This window comes from Campylobacter sp. P0085 (assembly GCF_002139495.1).
Taxonomy (GTDB): domain Bacteria; phylum Campylobacterota; class Campylobacteria; order Campylobacterales; family Campylobacteraceae; genus Campylobacter; species Campylobacter devanensis.
Window position 1 is genome coordinate 58,256 of the sequence record NZ_MJKB01000001.1, and the last position, 15,607, is coordinate 73,862.

At 33.2% G+C, this 15,607-nt stretch carries 11 protein-coding genes; 7 read left to right on the forward strand and 4 right to left on the reverse strand.

Annotation, left to right across the window (positions count from 1 at the left end):
* Positions 1-37: 37 nt before the first annotated feature.
* From nosZ to CIGNP85_RS00355, 3 genes are all read right to left on the reverse strand, one after another.
* Positions 38-2,632, reverse strand: a complete 2,595-nt coding sequence (gene nosZ / locus CIGNP85_RS00345; RefSeq protein ID WP_096022322.1) for a Sec-dependent nitrous-oxide reductase — start codon at positions 2,630-2,632, stop codon at positions 38-40.
* A gap of 30 nt (positions 2,633-2,662) precedes the next feature.
* Positions 2,663-3,526, reverse strand: coding sequence for a hypothetical protein (locus CIGNP85_RS00350; protein ID WP_086240407.1), 864 nt, complete (start codon positions 3,524-3,526; stop codon positions 2,663-2,665).
* Between the two features lie 239 nt (positions 3,527-3,765).
* Entirely contained in the window at positions 3,766-5,421 is a 1,656-nt protein-coding gene (locus CIGNP85_RS00355; protein WP_086225078.1) for a DASS family sodium-coupled anion symporter, read from the reverse strand.
* Between the two features lie 282 nt (positions 5,422-5,703).
* Here CIGNP85_RS00355 and CIGNP85_RS00360 point away from each other — a divergent pair, with 282 nt between their 5' ends.
* The 4 genes from CIGNP85_RS00360 (at position 5,704) to uvrA (ending at position 12,096) form a co-directional block, all read left to right on the forward strand.
* Positions 5,704-6,708, forward strand: a complete 1,005-nt coding sequence (locus tag CIGNP85_RS00360; protein ID WP_086228463.1) for a Fe(3+) ABC transporter substrate-binding protein — start codon at positions 5,704-5,706, stop codon at positions 6,706-6,708.
* Complete coding sequence (locus CIGNP85_RS00365) at positions 6,705-8,321, forward strand: ABC transporter permease subunit (protein ID WP_086286636.1); 1,617 nt, start codon at positions 6,705-6,707, stop codon at positions 8,319-8,321. The genes CIGNP85_RS00360 and CIGNP85_RS00365 overlap by 4 nt, the downstream gene beginning before the upstream one ends.
* Positions 8,308-9,216 (forward strand): ABC transporter ATP-binding protein, encoded by a 909-nt coding sequence (locus CIGNP85_RS00370; RefSeq protein ID WP_086252642.1) that lies wholly within the window; start codon positions 8,308-8,310, stop codon positions 9,214-9,216. Before CIGNP85_RS00365 ends, CIGNP85_RS00370 begins: the two co-directional genes overlap by 14 nt.
* 63 nt (positions 9,217-9,279) lie before the next feature.
* Positions 9,280-12,096: an excinuclease ABC subunit UvrA gene (gene uvrA, locus CIGNP85_RS00375; RefSeq protein WP_086286637.1), complete on the forward strand. Its 2,817-nt coding sequence runs from the start codon at positions 9,280-9,282 to the stop codon at positions 12,094-12,096.
* Between the two features lie 55 nt (positions 12,097-12,151).
* Here uvrA and nusA read toward each other — a convergent pair whose 3' ends face one another.
* Positions 12,152-13,255, reverse strand: a complete 1,104-nt coding sequence (gene nusA / locus CIGNP85_RS00380) for a transcription termination factor NusA (RefSeq protein WP_086228467.1) — start codon at positions 13,253-13,255, stop codon at positions 12,152-12,154.
* Positions 13,256-13,442: 187 nt separating this feature from the next.
* Here nusA and CIGNP85_RS00385 point away from each other — a divergent pair, with 187 nt between their 5' ends.
* The 3 genes from CIGNP85_RS00385 to CIGNP85_RS00395 are packed head-to-tail and all read left to right on the forward strand — an operon-like array spanning position 13,443 to position 15,602.
* Complete coding sequence (locus tag CIGNP85_RS00385; RefSeq protein WP_086225084.1) at positions 13,443-13,685, forward strand: HP0268 family nuclease; 243 nt, start codon at positions 13,443-13,445, stop codon at positions 13,683-13,685.
* A complete protein-coding gene (gene miaB / locus CIGNP85_RS00390; RefSeq protein WP_086268673.1) occupies positions 13,682-14,992 on the forward strand; it encodes a tRNA (N6-isopentenyl adenosine(37)-C2)-methylthiotransferase MiaB in 1,311 nt (436 codons plus the stop codon). The genes CIGNP85_RS00385 and miaB overlap by 4 nt, the downstream gene beginning before the upstream one ends.
* Positions 14,976-15,602, forward strand: coding sequence for a lysophospholipid acyltransferase family protein (locus CIGNP85_RS00395; protein WP_086225085.1), 627 nt, complete (start codon positions 14,976-14,978; stop codon positions 15,600-15,602). Before miaB ends, CIGNP85_RS00395 begins: the two co-directional genes overlap by 17 nt.
* Positions 15,603-15,607: the final 5 nt, after the last annotated feature.

The window sequence follows — 15,607 nt, forward strand, 5'->3', positions numbered from 1 at the left end:
ATTAATGAGGCGGAATCTCCGCCCCATTTGCTAAATTTTAATACAATCCAGCATTTTCATCGATCCATTTTAGATACTCAATTATATCTTTGATCTCTTGGTCAGTCATATGTTGATTTGGCATTCTTAGATTAAAGAAGTTAATCATAGCTTTAACATAATCTTCTTCATATTTGCTAGCTGGATCTTTAATAAAATCAAACACCCATTGTTCGGCATTTTCATGTCTTAGAAGAACACCGGTTAAATCTGGACCTGAGCTTACTTGACCGATAACATGACAACCATTACATCCACCTTTTAAATAAGCTTCTTCACCACGAGCTTGCACAGCTGTCATAGGTGTAGCAAGGGCTTTTGTTAGGTTGTTTTTAGCTCTTAGACCAACATCAGCAGTTTTAACCATATATTGCCATACTTGATACTCCCAAAGAATAGCACCATTGACATCGCCTTTTTTATAGGCTTCATCAGCTTTTGCTTTTACTTCAGGAATTTTGCTATATTGATCTAGTGCATCTTCAACAAGTTGTTTGACTTTTGGATATTTCTCAAAGTGTTTCTCTTTTAAGAATTTAACAACGCTTTGGATAACATCATCAGTTGCTTTATTTGTAGCGATTACTTTTTTGTATTCAGCTTCTAATTGAGCTGGGCTTAACTCTTTTAGTTTTGCTTTTTTGACTGATTCATATTTTTTCTTAGGATCTTTTACATATAGATATCCCATCATCTCTAGATGCAAAGCAGAACAAAACTCAGTACAATAGTAAGGGAATACGCCTTCCATATCAGCTTTGAAATTCACGCTTGCAGTTTTACCAGGCTCTATAGATGCATGAACATTATATAAGTCAATTGCAAAGCCGTGAGTCTCATCTTGAGCTCTTTCTAAGTTAGTTAGATAGATAGTAACATTATCATCTTTATTTACTTCTATATGCTCAGGATTTATATGGCTTCTAACAAGAGTAGCATATACAGTTACATTTTTGCCATTTCTCTCGACTCTCTCTTGACCGGCTAGAGTCATACCGACTGATTGCTCACCTGTTCTTGAGTTTGTACCCATTTTGTATGTCATTGCAGGTTTTAATTTGCTAGCTGCAATCGAGATAACATCATGAGGTTCACCAAGAGGAATTGGCATATCATAGATTAGTTCCATTTTTGCACCAGTTATATCGATTAATTGGTGATTTTGTGGATGAAGTGGGCCTACTGGATTAAATCTATCGATTGATAATTTATCAAGAGCTAGAGCATATTTGCCAACAGGTTTAGCAGATTTACCTTCCATAGTATCAAGGTGGCCGATATTGTAATGGACATTTACTCTATCTAGAGTTTTTAACTTTTTATAATCCCATTTTACGATTTGACTATCTACATATAGTGAGGTATAAACCACGCCATCTTTAGAATCAAAAGAGTTGTGAAGTGGTCCAAGGCCTAGTTCTACTTGACCATGCAAAGATTTTTGCATATCCAAAATTGGAATTCCAAAAGGATCTTTGCCTGCAAATTCTTTTTTATCTATTAAAGCTTTTATCTTTCTAAAGTCATATACGCTAGCGTGAGTATCTAGCTTGCCGCCTACTAGAATATATCTACCATCAGGGCTTACATCTACACCATGTGGAGATTTTGGTTCTGGAACTAAAAATAGTGCATTATTAGCTACAGCTACGCTAATAGGAATAACTCTGTGGTTATTAATTACTTTGTAGTTTTTAGGATCTTTTGCTAGTTTTTCTAGAATTTGCCAGTTATACATATGCATGTAGTCAGTATCATTTCTACTCATACCAGCTTCAAATGGAGGAAGACCCTTTTCTATACCACCTGTATACATCTCTGAGTTAAAGCTATTTGTAAATGCCCAACCCATTGATTCGCCCTTACCAGCGTCACTTAAGTCTTGCATATATGGAGGAAGCTCAAGTGAAAATGAAGCTTTTTCATCAATTTTACCTTTTGGATAATCAAATTTCCAAAATGTAATCGCACCTCTATATACAGACTCGTACTCTTCGATTGGATGATAATTATTATCTAATGGAGCTGCGTATTGGCTAGCTTCGATTACATACTCTGTATTTGGAGTAACAAAACTTCCACCGTGTTCGCTTTTCATGATTGGATTTACCACGATTTGAGTGGTTTCAAAATCATGAAGATTGATTACAGCTGTTCTTGGGTTTGCTTTATCATTTATAAATAGATAATCGCCCACATATTCGCCATTTTTTTCAGTGAAATTTGGGTGGTGAGTATCACCCCATGTGATTTCCTTGCCTCTAATAGCACCGCCTTTTAATACAGCCTTACTCTCGCTATCATAGCCATAACCTTGCCATGGCTCTGGAGTAAATACACCTATATATTTGTAAATTCTCATAGATGGGACGCCATATACGATTACTTGGCCACTTTGACCGCCAGAACTAAAGACGATATACTCATCTTTGCGACCACTTGGTTGATATGTTTTAGCAGCTGCTAAGACATCTTTTTCACTCAAGTTTCGCTCTTTCATGATAGTTTCAAGCTCACTAGCACCAAAAAGGCTAGATAAGCCTAAGCATAAGCCAGCGCCAAGCACTAATGGCTTTTTGATAAAACTATACATAAAGCTCTCCTTTTATAAAATTTGTATCAATTACTCAATACCAAAATTACAAGAAAAAATAGCACTATTCCATAGTGCAACTTGGCTATTTTTACTAATAAATATATCCAAAATTGAATCATAGCCGATTTTTGTACTATTTTTTAAATTTAAATTAAAATCATAAATATATAAATTTGAATCCCAATCGCCAATATAAATATTATCTTTATAAATTTTTATTGTGCTTATTTGGTTGTTTGAGATTTTATAAATTTTATCTTTATAGATTATATTGCCATCTATTAGTCCTATTATTAGTTCTTGATTTAAATCCATCATTGCAGTTGGTAAATTTGATGTTTGCATAATTTTGTTGATTGTTATCGTATCTAATTCAACTTTATATATATTTCTATCAAAACTAGCGATATAAAGAGCGTTGTCAATTATATGTGTAGCAGTTATCTTTGAGTTTAGGTTTAAATTTGATTTTTTATATATATTATTAATTGTATCATAGATTATTAAAGTCGCATTGCCAAGAGTAAATATAATCTTATCTTTGATAAAATTTATAGATGTAATGCCATCTATTATATTGGTTTTTGTCGGGTCAATTAGAATTGATTTAACCCCTTTTGGGTTAATTTGTATAGCATAGCCACTATCTAGGCCAATTATAAGATTTAGATTATTAAATTTAATTACATTGATTTTATCAGATTTTATATCTATTTGAGATAGGATTTTGTAGGTTTTAAGATCTGCTATATATAAATTTTTTAGATTACTATATGCTATTTGTGTTTGGCTAACATCTACGCTATTTATATCATCACTAGGTTTTTGCACTAGTTGGCACTTTGCAAAGCCTATTATAACAAATACAAAGATACAAAGTAAAATTTTCATATCTTAATCTTTCCATGCTTATTAATTTTTATAATGTTAATATAAATTATGTAATTCGTAATTATATCATATTTTTTTCTAAATGATTATTGAAATTATCAAATTTTATTAATTAAATTTGTATATTTATTACAATATGTAATTTATAAATATTAAAATTATGTTGATAATAATTTTGGATTTAAAAAGTGTATTAAATTTAGATGAGGTAGCTAGGCGAATTCGCCTAGCTAAAAGGATTATAAGCTTAATCCAAATACTGTAGTTGCAAGGAATACAACTGTTAGTGTGATTAGGAATACACCTATTATATTTAACCATAAACCAGCTTTGATCATATTGCTGATTTTGACATAGCCAGAACCATAGGCAATAGCATTTGGCGGAGTAGCTACTGGTAACATAAATGCACAAGTAGCAGCAAGAGCAACTGGAACTGTAAATAGCATTATATTTTCTCCTTCGTATCCTAGACCGATCGCCACACCAGCAATTACTGGCAAGAATGCAGCAGCTGTAGCTGTGTTTGATGTAATCTCTGTTAAGAATATTACAAGAGCTGTAACAATTAATATAATTAATATAATTGGCATAAATCCAAGGGCTGATACTTGATTTCCAATCCATAAGCTAAGACCAGTTTTACTAAATTGAGCTGAAAGCGCTAGACCACCACCAAATAAGATTAAGATATCCCACGGCAATTTTTTGGCCGTATTCCAATCTATCAATCTCTCATGATTTGAATTTGCTGGAATTATAAAGAGCAATACAGCAACACTCATAGCAATAACAGAATCCAAACTAGCGACTTTAATTCCATAGTGTTTAAATATAAATCCAAGGAATATCCAACAAAGCGCAGCCAAGACAAACACGCCACCTACTAGCCACTCAGCTCTACTCATTGAACCTAGTTTTTTGTATTCTGCATGAATGACCTCTCTACCGCCTGGAATCTCATTAATTTCAGGTTTAAATAATACATAAACCAAAAGCGCCCAACAAGCAATCAGCATAATAATAGATAGAGGAACACCCATCAACATCCACTCGCCAAAGCCAATTTCGATACCAAATTCATTTTTCATATGAGCTACTAAAAGCGCATTTGGCGGAGTGCCGATAATAGTGCCAAGAGAGCCAACAGATGCAGCATAAGCTATACCAAGCATTAAAGCAATACCGAAATTTGAAGTATAGGCTGCGGTTTTGTCTTTTATTTCACTTACTACATCTTTTCCTTTATGGATAACAGCACTTGCAAATCCGCCTTGAGTGCCTTTGCGGCTTACTTCATCAAGGTGTTTTAAATCGCCTTCTACTGTGCCATCTTCTTTACCGGTTAATTTACTTACTAAATGAAGAACAGAAAGACCAACTGGAAGCATCATAACAGCAGTTGCAGTATTGCTAACCCACATAGACATAAAGCCAGTAGCTATCATAAATCCAGCCACAAGGCGTTTAGGGCTAGTACCTACTAAAAGTACAATGCCAAGAGCAATACGAGTATGGAGATTCCATTTTTGCATAGCAAGGGCTAAAACGAAACCACCCATGAATAGATATATAGTATCACTTGCGTATGGAGCGGCGGCGTTTTTGAATGTATCAACACCAAGAATAGGGAATAAAACCATTGGAAGAAGAGCCGTAGCAGGAAGTGCGATAGCCTCAGTCATCCACCATATACCCATTAAAACAGCCACGGCGGCAACTATGGGAAGAGCATTTACATTGAGTGTTTTGCCATTTGCAGCTGCTAAGGCTATCTCGCCAGCATTGCTAGGCATTATGTAGTAAACAAGCATAGCAGCTATAACACCACCGATTAAGCCGATGATTTGTACAGCATTTGTCTGCTTGTCAACAGGGATGTTTGGATTAGACATCTGTTAACCTTTATTATGAAATTATTTAAAATTGCATTATATCAGCAATATCTCAAATTTAATAAATTTAAGCCTAAATTCAGTAAAAAATTTATAAAAATGTGTAATTTAGTAACACTTTATTATAATTTTGATTTAAAATTTTATTTCAAGCTATATTTAAATTTAATAATTATCGACCCAAATTTAATTCAATAGAAATTAATAACTATTATCATTTACAGAATATTTACTTCTTAGAGCTAATATTTCGCCATTAAAATTAAATTCTAGGAGAAAATGATGAGAAAGATTATCATAGCTGCACTACTTAGTGCTACGACTTTGGTATCAGCTGAACTCAATATATATTCAGCTAGACACTATGATGCTGACTTTGAGATATATAAAAAATTTGAGGCTCAAACTGGTATTAAGATAAATCACACAACTGCAAGAGCGCCTGAGCTAATTAAAAGATTGCAATTAGAAGGCAAGAATTCTCCAGCAGATATATTTATAACTGCCGATGTTTCAAATTTGACTGAGGCTAAAAATGCAAATGTATTATCCCCAGTAGATTCTAAATTTCTAAAAGATACAATAGCTCCAAATTTAAGAGATAAAGATGATATGTGGTTTGCTATTACTAAAAGAGCAAGAATTATCGCATATGATAAAAATGCTAAAATCGATCCAAATTTAGTAAAAAATTATGAAGATTTAGCAAAACCTGAACTAAAAGGTAAAATCTTAGTAAGAAGCGCTACAGCTGCATACTCTAAAACTTTACTTGCTTCAATTATTGCAAATGATGGCAAAGAAGAGGCTAAAAAATGGGCTAAAGGAGTATTGGATAATTTAGCAATGCCACCAAAAGGTGGCGATAGAGACCAAGCTAGACAGATGGTATCTGGCGTAGCTCCATATGCTGTTATGAATACTTATTATATAGGACTTCTAAGAACATCTAAAAATCCAAAAGATGTAGAAGTTGGTAACTCAATTGGTATAATATTCCCAAATCAAGATGGCCGTGGTGCACATATTAATGTGAGCGGAATTGCTATGACAGCATCAAGTAAAAACCAAGAAGCAGCTAAGAAATTTATGGAGTTTATGCTAAGCAAAGAGGTTCAAACAATGCTAACAAATATCAACTATGAGTATCCAGCAAGAAGTGATGTAGAACCTTCAGATGTAGTTAAATCATTTGGTAAATTTAAAGAAGATAGCATAGAAGTATCAAAAATCGCAGATAATGTAAAAGATGCAGTACTTATCTATGATGAAGTAGGATTTAGATGAGAGATAAAACAAAAGCTATAAAGGCCCTTGGGCTTTTTATAGCTTTTTTAGTTGTTGTTCCTGTTATTAGTATTTTTATTGAATTTGGCTCATATCTATTTGAGGCTTTTGCTAGTAGTGATGAATCAAGACTAGCTCAAATTAGTGGAAATTTAAGTCACTTTTTTGAGTTTTTATTTTTTAGATTTGTTAAAGATACATTTATAGTGGCCTTTTTTGTACTAATAATTTGTTATATTTTGGGTATTTCTACGGCTTATTTGGTTAGTAATTATAATTTTTATTTTTGTAAAATTTTAGAAAATTTACTAATTTTACCGCTTGCTATTCCAGCTTATATTTTGGCTTTTGTTTATGTTGGAATTATGGATTATGGGGCCGAGTTTGAAAGTATATTTGGTTTTAGAATTGATATTTTTAATATTTATGGTGTTATTTTTGTGCTTAGTGTATCTTTATATCCATATGTATATTTATTTGCCAAGTCAGCTTTTAAGAGCGAATCAATGGCTATTTATGAAGTGGGAAAAATCCATGGGTATAGCGAATTTAAGATATTTTATAAAGTTAGCATTAAGATAGCTATGCCAAGCGTTATAGCTGGGCTTATGCTTGTGCTTATGGAGGTTTTGAGCGATTATGGAGCTAGTGCGTATCTTGGGGTAGATACATTTAGTGCAGGGATTTTTAAAACTTGGTATGATCTTGGAGATCCATACTCATCAAGTGCGCTTTCAGCAATTTTAATGCTTTGTGTTTTTGCTCTTATGTATGTAGAGTATAAAGAGCGTCAAAAGAGCAAATTTAGCTTTAATCAAGATATTAGTGAGTTTATTCAAAAAAGAGATCTTAGTAAATTTAAATCCATAATAGCAACTCTATATTGTTTTATGATATTATTTATAGGATTTATATTGCCATTTATATGGCTTGGATATTGGGGGCTTAAAGATTATAAGCTTTTTGAAATTGATTTTTATATTTTGAGTTTAAATTCGCTTATTTTAGCTGGAATTACTGGGCTTGTTACTACTATTTTGGCATTTATTTTGTGTTTTGTAGCTAGAATTAGCAAAGGTGGAAAATTTGGCTTTTGGATACTTAAGGCTAGTTCAGTAGGATATGCTATTCCAGGGGCTGCTATTGGTGTAAGTCTTATGATAGCAGCTGCATTTATAGGCGAGATTTTTAATGTGGCAATTTTAGGAATATCATTTAGCGTTTTAATTTTTGCCTATGTAGTTAGATTTTTAGCTACTGCTATATACTCTATTGATGGTGGTTTTGCTAAAATTCATACTTCTATTGATGAGGCTGGATATATGCTACGCCCAAGCTATTTTATATTAATGATAAAGCTATATATGCCTCTATTAAAGCAGTTTTTCTTACTCTCGTTTTTAGTTGTATTTATAGACACTATTAAGGAGTTACCACTTACTCGTATGTTATCGCCATTTAGTTTTGAGACATTGAGTGTTAAGGCGTTTTGGTACGCTACTGATGAGAGAATTTATGATAGTGCATTACCATCTTTAATGATAGTGGTGTTATCGTTATTTATATTGATTTTTACCCATATATTTATAAAGGCAAAACGTGCTAGAAATTAGAAATTTGCATAAAAAATTTGGTCAAAATGAGGTTTTAAAAGGGATTGATTTAAGTCTTAAAAGTAATGAAATTTTATCTATTTTAGGTAGTAGTGGAAGTGGAAAAAGTACGCTTTTAAGATGTATTGCTAAATTAGAAAATAGTCAATACGATGAGTTAAGATGTGGATCAAATGTTGGATTTATGTTTCAAAATTATGCTCTTTTTCCTCATCTTAGCGTATATGATAATATCGCTTTTGCTTTAAATAAACTAAGCAAAAAAGAAGCAGATAATAAAATAAATGAGCTTTTGACTAAATTTGGCATACAAGGACTAAAGGATAAAAAGCCAGATCAAATCTCAGGAGGACAAGCTCAAAGAGTTGCATTTGCTAGAGCGATTGCTGCTGGTGCTAAATTACTACTTTTAGATGAGCCGTTTTCAAATTTAGATCAAGGATTAAAGCAAGCTTTAAGAGTAGAATTAAAAGAGATGATTCAAAAAGAGGGCTTATCTGCTATTGTTGTTACTCATGATATTGATGATGCTTATTATTTAAGTGATAAAATAGCCTTAATTGATGGTGGTAAAATTTTAGATATCGGTACTCCAAATAAGCTTTTTTATAGTGTAAAAGATGAAAAAAGCGCTCAAATGCTAGGTGGATTGAACTATATACACAGTGATTTAACATCTCAAGATAAGTTTTTTGATTGGATTAAGTCTCGCAATAATATATTTGCTTATTCAGAAATTTATATGGGTGGAGAGTTTGAAGCAAATGTAATAAGCAAGAGTTTTATCGGACTATTTTATAAGATTGAATTAGAATATAAAGGTATTAGATTTTACACACTTTGGCCATCTTGTTTAGAAATTTCAAATAGTGTTAAATTTGGATTTTATAATTAGACAAATATCTTATTATTAAATTTTAGATATAATCCAAGATTTTATTTAAAATATGGATTAAAGATGAATGAAATGATTAAGATTAGAGGTGCTAAAGAGCATAATCTAAAAAATATTAACCTAGATATTCCAAAAAATAAATTAGTGGTATTTACTGGTCTTAGTGGAAGTGGTAAGAGTACGCTTGCATTTGATACTTTATATGCTGAAGGTCAAAGACGATATATAGAATCTCTCTCAAGCTATGCTAGACAATTTCTTGATAGAGTTGGCAAGCCAGATGTCGATCATATCGAAGGATTAACCCCAGCTATAGCAATTGATCAAAAAAGCACTAGTAAAAACCCTCGCTCTACAGTTGGAACGATTACTGAAATTTATGATTATCTAAGACTTTTATATGCTAGAATAGGTATTCAGCACTGCCCCAAATGCGATCAAGTAGTATCTCAAATGAGTGCAAGTGATATTATAGACCAAATTCTTAAACTTCCAAATGGTACTAAAATCACAATTCTTTCACCTATTGTAAGAGAGAAAAAGGGTAGCTTTGCTGATACATTAGAGAGTCTTGCAAATAAGGGCTTTATAAGAGCGATGATAGATGGCGTGATGGTGCGATTAGATGAAGAGATAGAACTATCAAAGACCAAAAAGCATACTATAAAAGCTGTTATAGATAGAGTTGTAGTAAATGAAGAAAATAGTGCAAGAATTGCAGATGATGTTCAAAAAGGGCTTTATGAAAGTTTTGGTGAGTTAGAAATTGAAATTTTAAATGCTGATGAGATAGGGCTAGAGAGTTCTCATATTCACTTTAGCGAACACAATGCTTGTTTTAATTGTAAAATTAGCTTTAATACACTTGAGCCACTTAGTTTTAGTTTTAACTCGCCTAAGGGTGCTTGTCCTAGCTGTGATGGGCTAGGGATTCGATTTAGCTTGGATTTAAATAAGATAATAGATGATAGTTTAAGCATTGAAGATGGTGCTGTTAAGGTAATGTATGGATTTAATAAGAGCTATTATTATAAATTTATAATGGCATTTTGCGAACAAAATGATATCAGTGTGAAAACACCATATTATCAACTCAATGAAGATGCTAAAAGGTTAATACTATATGGCAATGCAAAAAGTATTGATTTTTTATGGAAAAGCCATAGAATTAAAAAGCACTTTGAAGGAGTGCTAAAAGTTGCATATGAGATATTAAAAGATGATAAAGATTTTAGCGAGTATATGACTGAAAAAGTATGCGAAAGTTGTGGTGGTGATAGATTGTGTGCTGATAGCCTAGCTGTCAAAGTAGCGTCTAAATCAATAGGCGATATTATTAACATGAGCATAGAAAACGCTACTAAATTTTTTAGTAATAATGATAGATTTGCTCACCTAAATCCTCAACAAACTCTAATAGCTACTCCAATTTTAAAAGAGATAAATGAAAGGCTATTTTTCTTATATGATGTAGGGCTTGGATATATTAGTCTTGGTAGAGATGCTAGAACTATCAGTGGTGGCGAGGCGCAGCGTATTAGGATCGCTAGTCAGATAGGAAGCGGACTAAGTGGGGTTATGTATGTGCTAGATGAGCCTAGTATTGGATTGCATGAAAGAGATACTCTAAAGCTGATTAAAACCTTGCGAAATTTGCAAGAAAAAGGCAATACAGTAATTGTAGTAGAGCATGATAAAAAGACTATTGAAGCTGCTGATTATATAGTAGATATTGGCCCTGGAGCTGGAATTTATGGTGGTAATGTAGTTTTTAATGGTACATATAAAGAGTTATTAGCAAGTCAAACTCAAACAGCAAAATATTTAAATGGTCAAAAAGATATTAATTACTATCAAGGCAGAAAACAAAAACAGTGGCTAAGCTTAAGTGGAGTAACTATAAACAATATATCAAATTTAAGCGTTAAATTTCCACTTAGTAACCTTGTAGGTGTAACTGGAGTAAGTGGTAGCGGCAAGAGTTCGCTAGTGCTTAAAGCTCTTTTGCCAGCAGCTGAGATAGATCTAAATCGTGCTAAAAAATTTCAAGCTTTAAAGGGTGTTAAAATAGAAGGCTTAGATCAGCTAGATAAGGTTATCTATTTAGACCAAAGTCCAATAGGCAGAACTCCACGCTCCAATCCAGCTACATATACGGGCGTGATGGATGAGATAAGAGCGTTATTTGCAGCGACTAAAGAGGCTCAGATTAGAGGGTATAAAATCGGACGCTTTAGCTTTAATGTCAAAGGCGGTAGATGCGAAAAATGTAGCGGTGAGGGCGAGATAAAGGTTGAGATGCACTTTTTACCTGATATTAATGTAATATGTGATGTATGTAAAGGTACTCGCTATAATGCTCAAACTTTAGAGATAAGATATAAAGGCAAAAACATATCTGAAGTATTGGCTATGAGCGCTGATGAAGCGTTGGAGTTTTTTGCTAAGGTTCCTAAAATTTATGCTAAGCTTAGCACTATTTGCTCAGTCGGTCTTGGCTATCTTACTTTGGGTCAGCCAGCTACTACTTTAAGCGGTGGTGAAGCTCAACGGATTAAACTAGCAAAAGAACTTAGTCGTACCGATACTGGCTCTACTCTTTATATCTTAGATGAGCCTACAACTGGATTGCATTTTGCTGATGTTGATAGACTTACTGGAGTTTTACATCATTTGGTTGAATTGGGAAATTCAGTTATAGTAATAGAGCATAATTTAGATGTGATTAAAAATTGTGATTATATTATAGATATGGGGCCTGAAGGTGGAGCAGGTGGTGGTAAGGTAATTGCTAAGGGTAGTCCAATAGAGTTAGCTAAAGGATATAAAAAGAGCGGTTCTCATACTGGTAAATTTTTAGCTTTAGAGCTTAAGATATAATAAAATTAATTTTTAATTCATAGTAAAAGAATTCGGCTAGACCGAATTCTTTATTTTAAAGATCACCAAAGAGTGCTTTTAGATTTTTTAGACCCTCTTCGTTGTTGATTTGACCCGCTGGTGTGGCATTTGTCAATTCTTCTAGTTCAATCTCATATTTAGTTAACATACTTGCTAGTCTAATATTTATACCGCTTGCTCCAATTGCTTTTGATTTTTGTTCAGGTACTAGTGATACTATAGCCTTTTGTCCATCTATTTTTACAGAGCTTACTATAGCAGGAGCTAAAGCGCGTGCTACAAAAATAGCTGGTTCATTACTATACTCAATAGCGTCTATATTTTCACCATTTAACTCATTACTTACAGCATTGATTCTTACGCCTTTTATACCTACTGTTGCACCAACTGCATCGATATTTGGGGTAGTAGAATATAAAGCAATTTTGGCTTTTTTACCTGGTATTCTAGCGCTATTTTGAATGATTACACCACCATCTTTAATCTCAGGAACTTCAGCTTTTAAAAGCGCTTCAAGAAATTTAGGTGATGTACGAGAGAGTTCAACTTTTATACCATCTTTTTTATCTAGTCTTACGCTTTTAATAACACATTTTACAACATCGCCAATTTTAAATTTTTCATCTTTAATACGATTTTTCATGCTCATTACAGCTCTGATCTCATCAATTTCGATGAATGTATTTTCTTCAGAATCAACTCGTGTAACTGAACCAAAGACAAGTGAACCAATCTTAGCATTATATTTTTCAAAAATTTTCTCTTCTATTAGGCGTTGGATATGATACTCTATCTCACGGCTAAGCGTTCCAGCAGCTGTGCGACCTAGATCTTCTATATTTATTTCATAGTTTAGACTATCGCCTATTTCAAGGCTTTTATCAAATTCATGAGCTTTATCAAGGCTGATAAAATGCTCATTATCTAGGCGTTCATCATCATTATTAACAACTAGAATTTTTTGATATAGAGTGATATTTTTAGTTGTTGGATTAATTAGTGCTTCATATTCACACTCTGAACCATATAGTTTCTTAGCAGCTGATTCAAAGGCCTTTAAGATTCTGGCTTTTACATCATCAATGTTTAAATTTTTTTCATTAGCTATTGACTCGATTATATCTAATATTCTCTCCATAAAGTTACCTTTTGTGATTAATTTGTCAAAATAATAAATTATTGAGATTTAAAATTTGCAAGCCCGTTATTTTATCTTATATTAGCTTTTATAATCTTTAAATATATTTATACTATATAATTTAAACGAAATTTTATAGCAAATTTGATATACTAATGAGTTAAAATCACTCAAAAAGGGATAAAAAATGGAGTTAAAATTAGCTAGAGCTGAGTTAGATGCAAAACCAAAAACAATTAGTCTAGAAAAGATCGAGAGTGCTGCGCTAAAAGATGGTGGAAAGATATTCTATTTTGATCGTGATAACTCACATAAGCAGCTTATTGCCTTAGTTGAGCATTTTGAGAACAAAGGGTTAAGCGTATATCACCGCACGGTAAAATATGGCCTAGATGAGAATGACTATATGTATGAGGTGCATATACTTTGAGTGCTGAATTTAGTAAAAAAAAGCTCTTTATAGAGACTTTGGGGTGCGCTATGAATGTTCGTGATAGCGAGCATATCATAGCTGAATTAGATGATGAGTATGAGACTACTAATCAGATTGGCGAGGCTGATCTAATCCTTATAAATACTTGTTCTGTGCGTGAAAGACCAGTGCATAAGCTCTTTAGTGAGGTTGGCGGATTTGAAAAAGTCAAAAAACCAGGAGCAAAAATAGGTGTTTGTGGTTGTACGGCTAGCCATCTTGGCTCTGATGTATTTAAGCGTGCGCCGTATGTTGATTTTGTCCTTGGAGCTAGAAATGTATCAAAGATCAAAACTGCAGTCAAAACGCCTAAATTTGTGAGCGTAGATATAAATCATGATGAGAGCGAGTATGCCTTTGGTGAGTTTCGCACTAGTCCATATAAAAGTTATGTAAATATCATGATAGGATGCGATAAGAAATGCACCTATTGTATAGTCCCGCACACTAGGGGCGATGAGCTAAGCATTCCAAAAGATATAATTTTAAATGAGATTAAAAAAGCCACTAATAACGGAGCTAAAGAGATATTTTTGCTTGGTCAAAATGTAAATAATTATGGCAAAAGATTTAGTAGTTCTAATGAGCAAAAGATAGATTTTAGTGATCTTTTGAATTTAATTAGTCAAATTGATGGCGTAGAGAGAATTCGCTTTACTAGTCCGCATCCTTTGCATATGGATGATAAATTTTTACGCGAGTTTAGCTCAAATCCTAAAATCTGTAAATCTATGCATATGCCACTACAAAGTGGAAGTACAGCAATACTAAAAGCTATGAAACGTGGATATACTAAGGAGTGGTTTTTAGATAGAGCAAGTAAACTTAGAACGCTTTGTCCTGATGTTAGCATATCAACTGATATTATAGTCGGATTTCCTGGTGAGAGTGAGGCTGATTTTGAAGATACGATGGATGTTTTAGAAAAAGTTAGATTTGAGCAAGTGTTTTCGTTTAAATACTCAGCTCGCCCTCTAACTCCAGCGGCAACTATGCCAAATCAGATTGATGATAGCATAGCTGGGGCTAGGCTCACACGCTTACAGTCTAGACATAATGAAATTTTAGATGAGATTGTAGCTAGTAAAATAGGACAAATTTATGATGTCTATTTTGAAGAGCTTAGGGCTGATGGAATGATAGCTGGTCGTACAGATAATAACTTTTTGGTTCAGGCCAAAGGCAGCGAGGAGTTGCTAGGCAAATTTGCTAAGGTTCAAATCACTCAACCAAGAAGAATGGTATTAAATGGGCAGATTATTTAGGGCTAAATTTGTTAATAAAATAGTAGAAAATTTACTAGTTTTTATAATTAAGCTTATATATCTAACTTGCAAAAAGGAGTTTATTGGAGAAGCGCCAAAGAGCAAGCCAGTAGTAGCTCTTTTTTGGCATGAGAAGTTAGCATTTATGCCATTTATTTTTAGTAGTTGTTGGCAAGGCAGAAATGCGAATGTAATGATCTCAGATCATAAAGATGGTCAAGTAATTAGCGATATTATTAGTCATTTTGGTATTGGTTCGATTAGAGGAAGTTCATCAAAAGGAGCCTTGAAAGTTTTTCTATCAGCAATAAAATCAATCCATAATGGAATTGATGTAGTAATTACCCCAGATGGTCCACGAGGTCCAAGACATAGCATTAGCGATGGCTCAGTGGCAGTTGCACAAAAAACTGGAGTAAATTTGATAGTTTTAAGTTACACAGCTAGCAGGTTTTGGCAGTTTAATAGTTGGGATAAAATGATTTTGCCAAAGCCTTTTTGCAAGCTTACCTATTGCATTGGGAACGAATTTGGCTTAGAAGGTTTAGATATGCAAGAAGCTAAAGCATTAATAGCTAAAAAATTTAATGAGGTAGATAATATAATCTAAATTTA

Bases quoted from the DNA above. Each gene is read 5' to 3' on its own strand.
- uvrA (WP_086286637.1), top strand. From the start codon at position 9,280: ATGAATGAAATGATTAAGATTAGAGGTGCTAAAGAGCATAATCTAAAA.
- CIGNP85_RS00350 (WP_086240407.1), bottom strand. From the start codon at position 3,526: ATGAAAATTTTACTTTGTATCTTTGTATTTGTTATAATAGGCTTTGCA.
- nusA (WP_086228467.1), bottom strand. From the start codon at position 13,255: ATGGAGAGAATATTAGATATAATCGAGTCAATAGCTAATGAAAAAAAT.
- CIGNP85_RS00385 (WP_086225084.1), top strand. From the start codon at position 13,443: ATGGAGTTAAAATTAGCTAGAGCTGAGTTAGATGCAAAACCAAAAACA.
- CIGNP85_RS00355 (WP_086225078.1), bottom strand. From the start codon at position 5,421: ATGTCTAATCCAAACATCCCTGTTGACAAGCAGACAAATGCTGTACAA.
- nosZ (WP_096022322.1), bottom strand. From the start codon at position 2,632: ATGTATAGTTTTATCAAAAAGCCATTAGTGCTTGGCGCTGGCTTATGC.
- CIGNP85_RS00365 (WP_086286636.1), top strand. From the start codon at position 6,705: ATGAGAGATAAAACAAAAGCTATAAAGGCCCTTGGGCTTTTTATAGCT.
- CIGNP85_RS00395 (WP_086225085.1), top strand. From the start codon at position 14,976: ATGGGCAGATTATTTAGGGCTAAATTTGTTAATAAAATAGTAGAAAAT.
- CIGNP85_RS00360 (WP_086228463.1), top strand. From the start codon at position 5,704: ATGAGAAAGATTATCATAGCTGCACTACTTAGTGCTACGACTTTGGTA.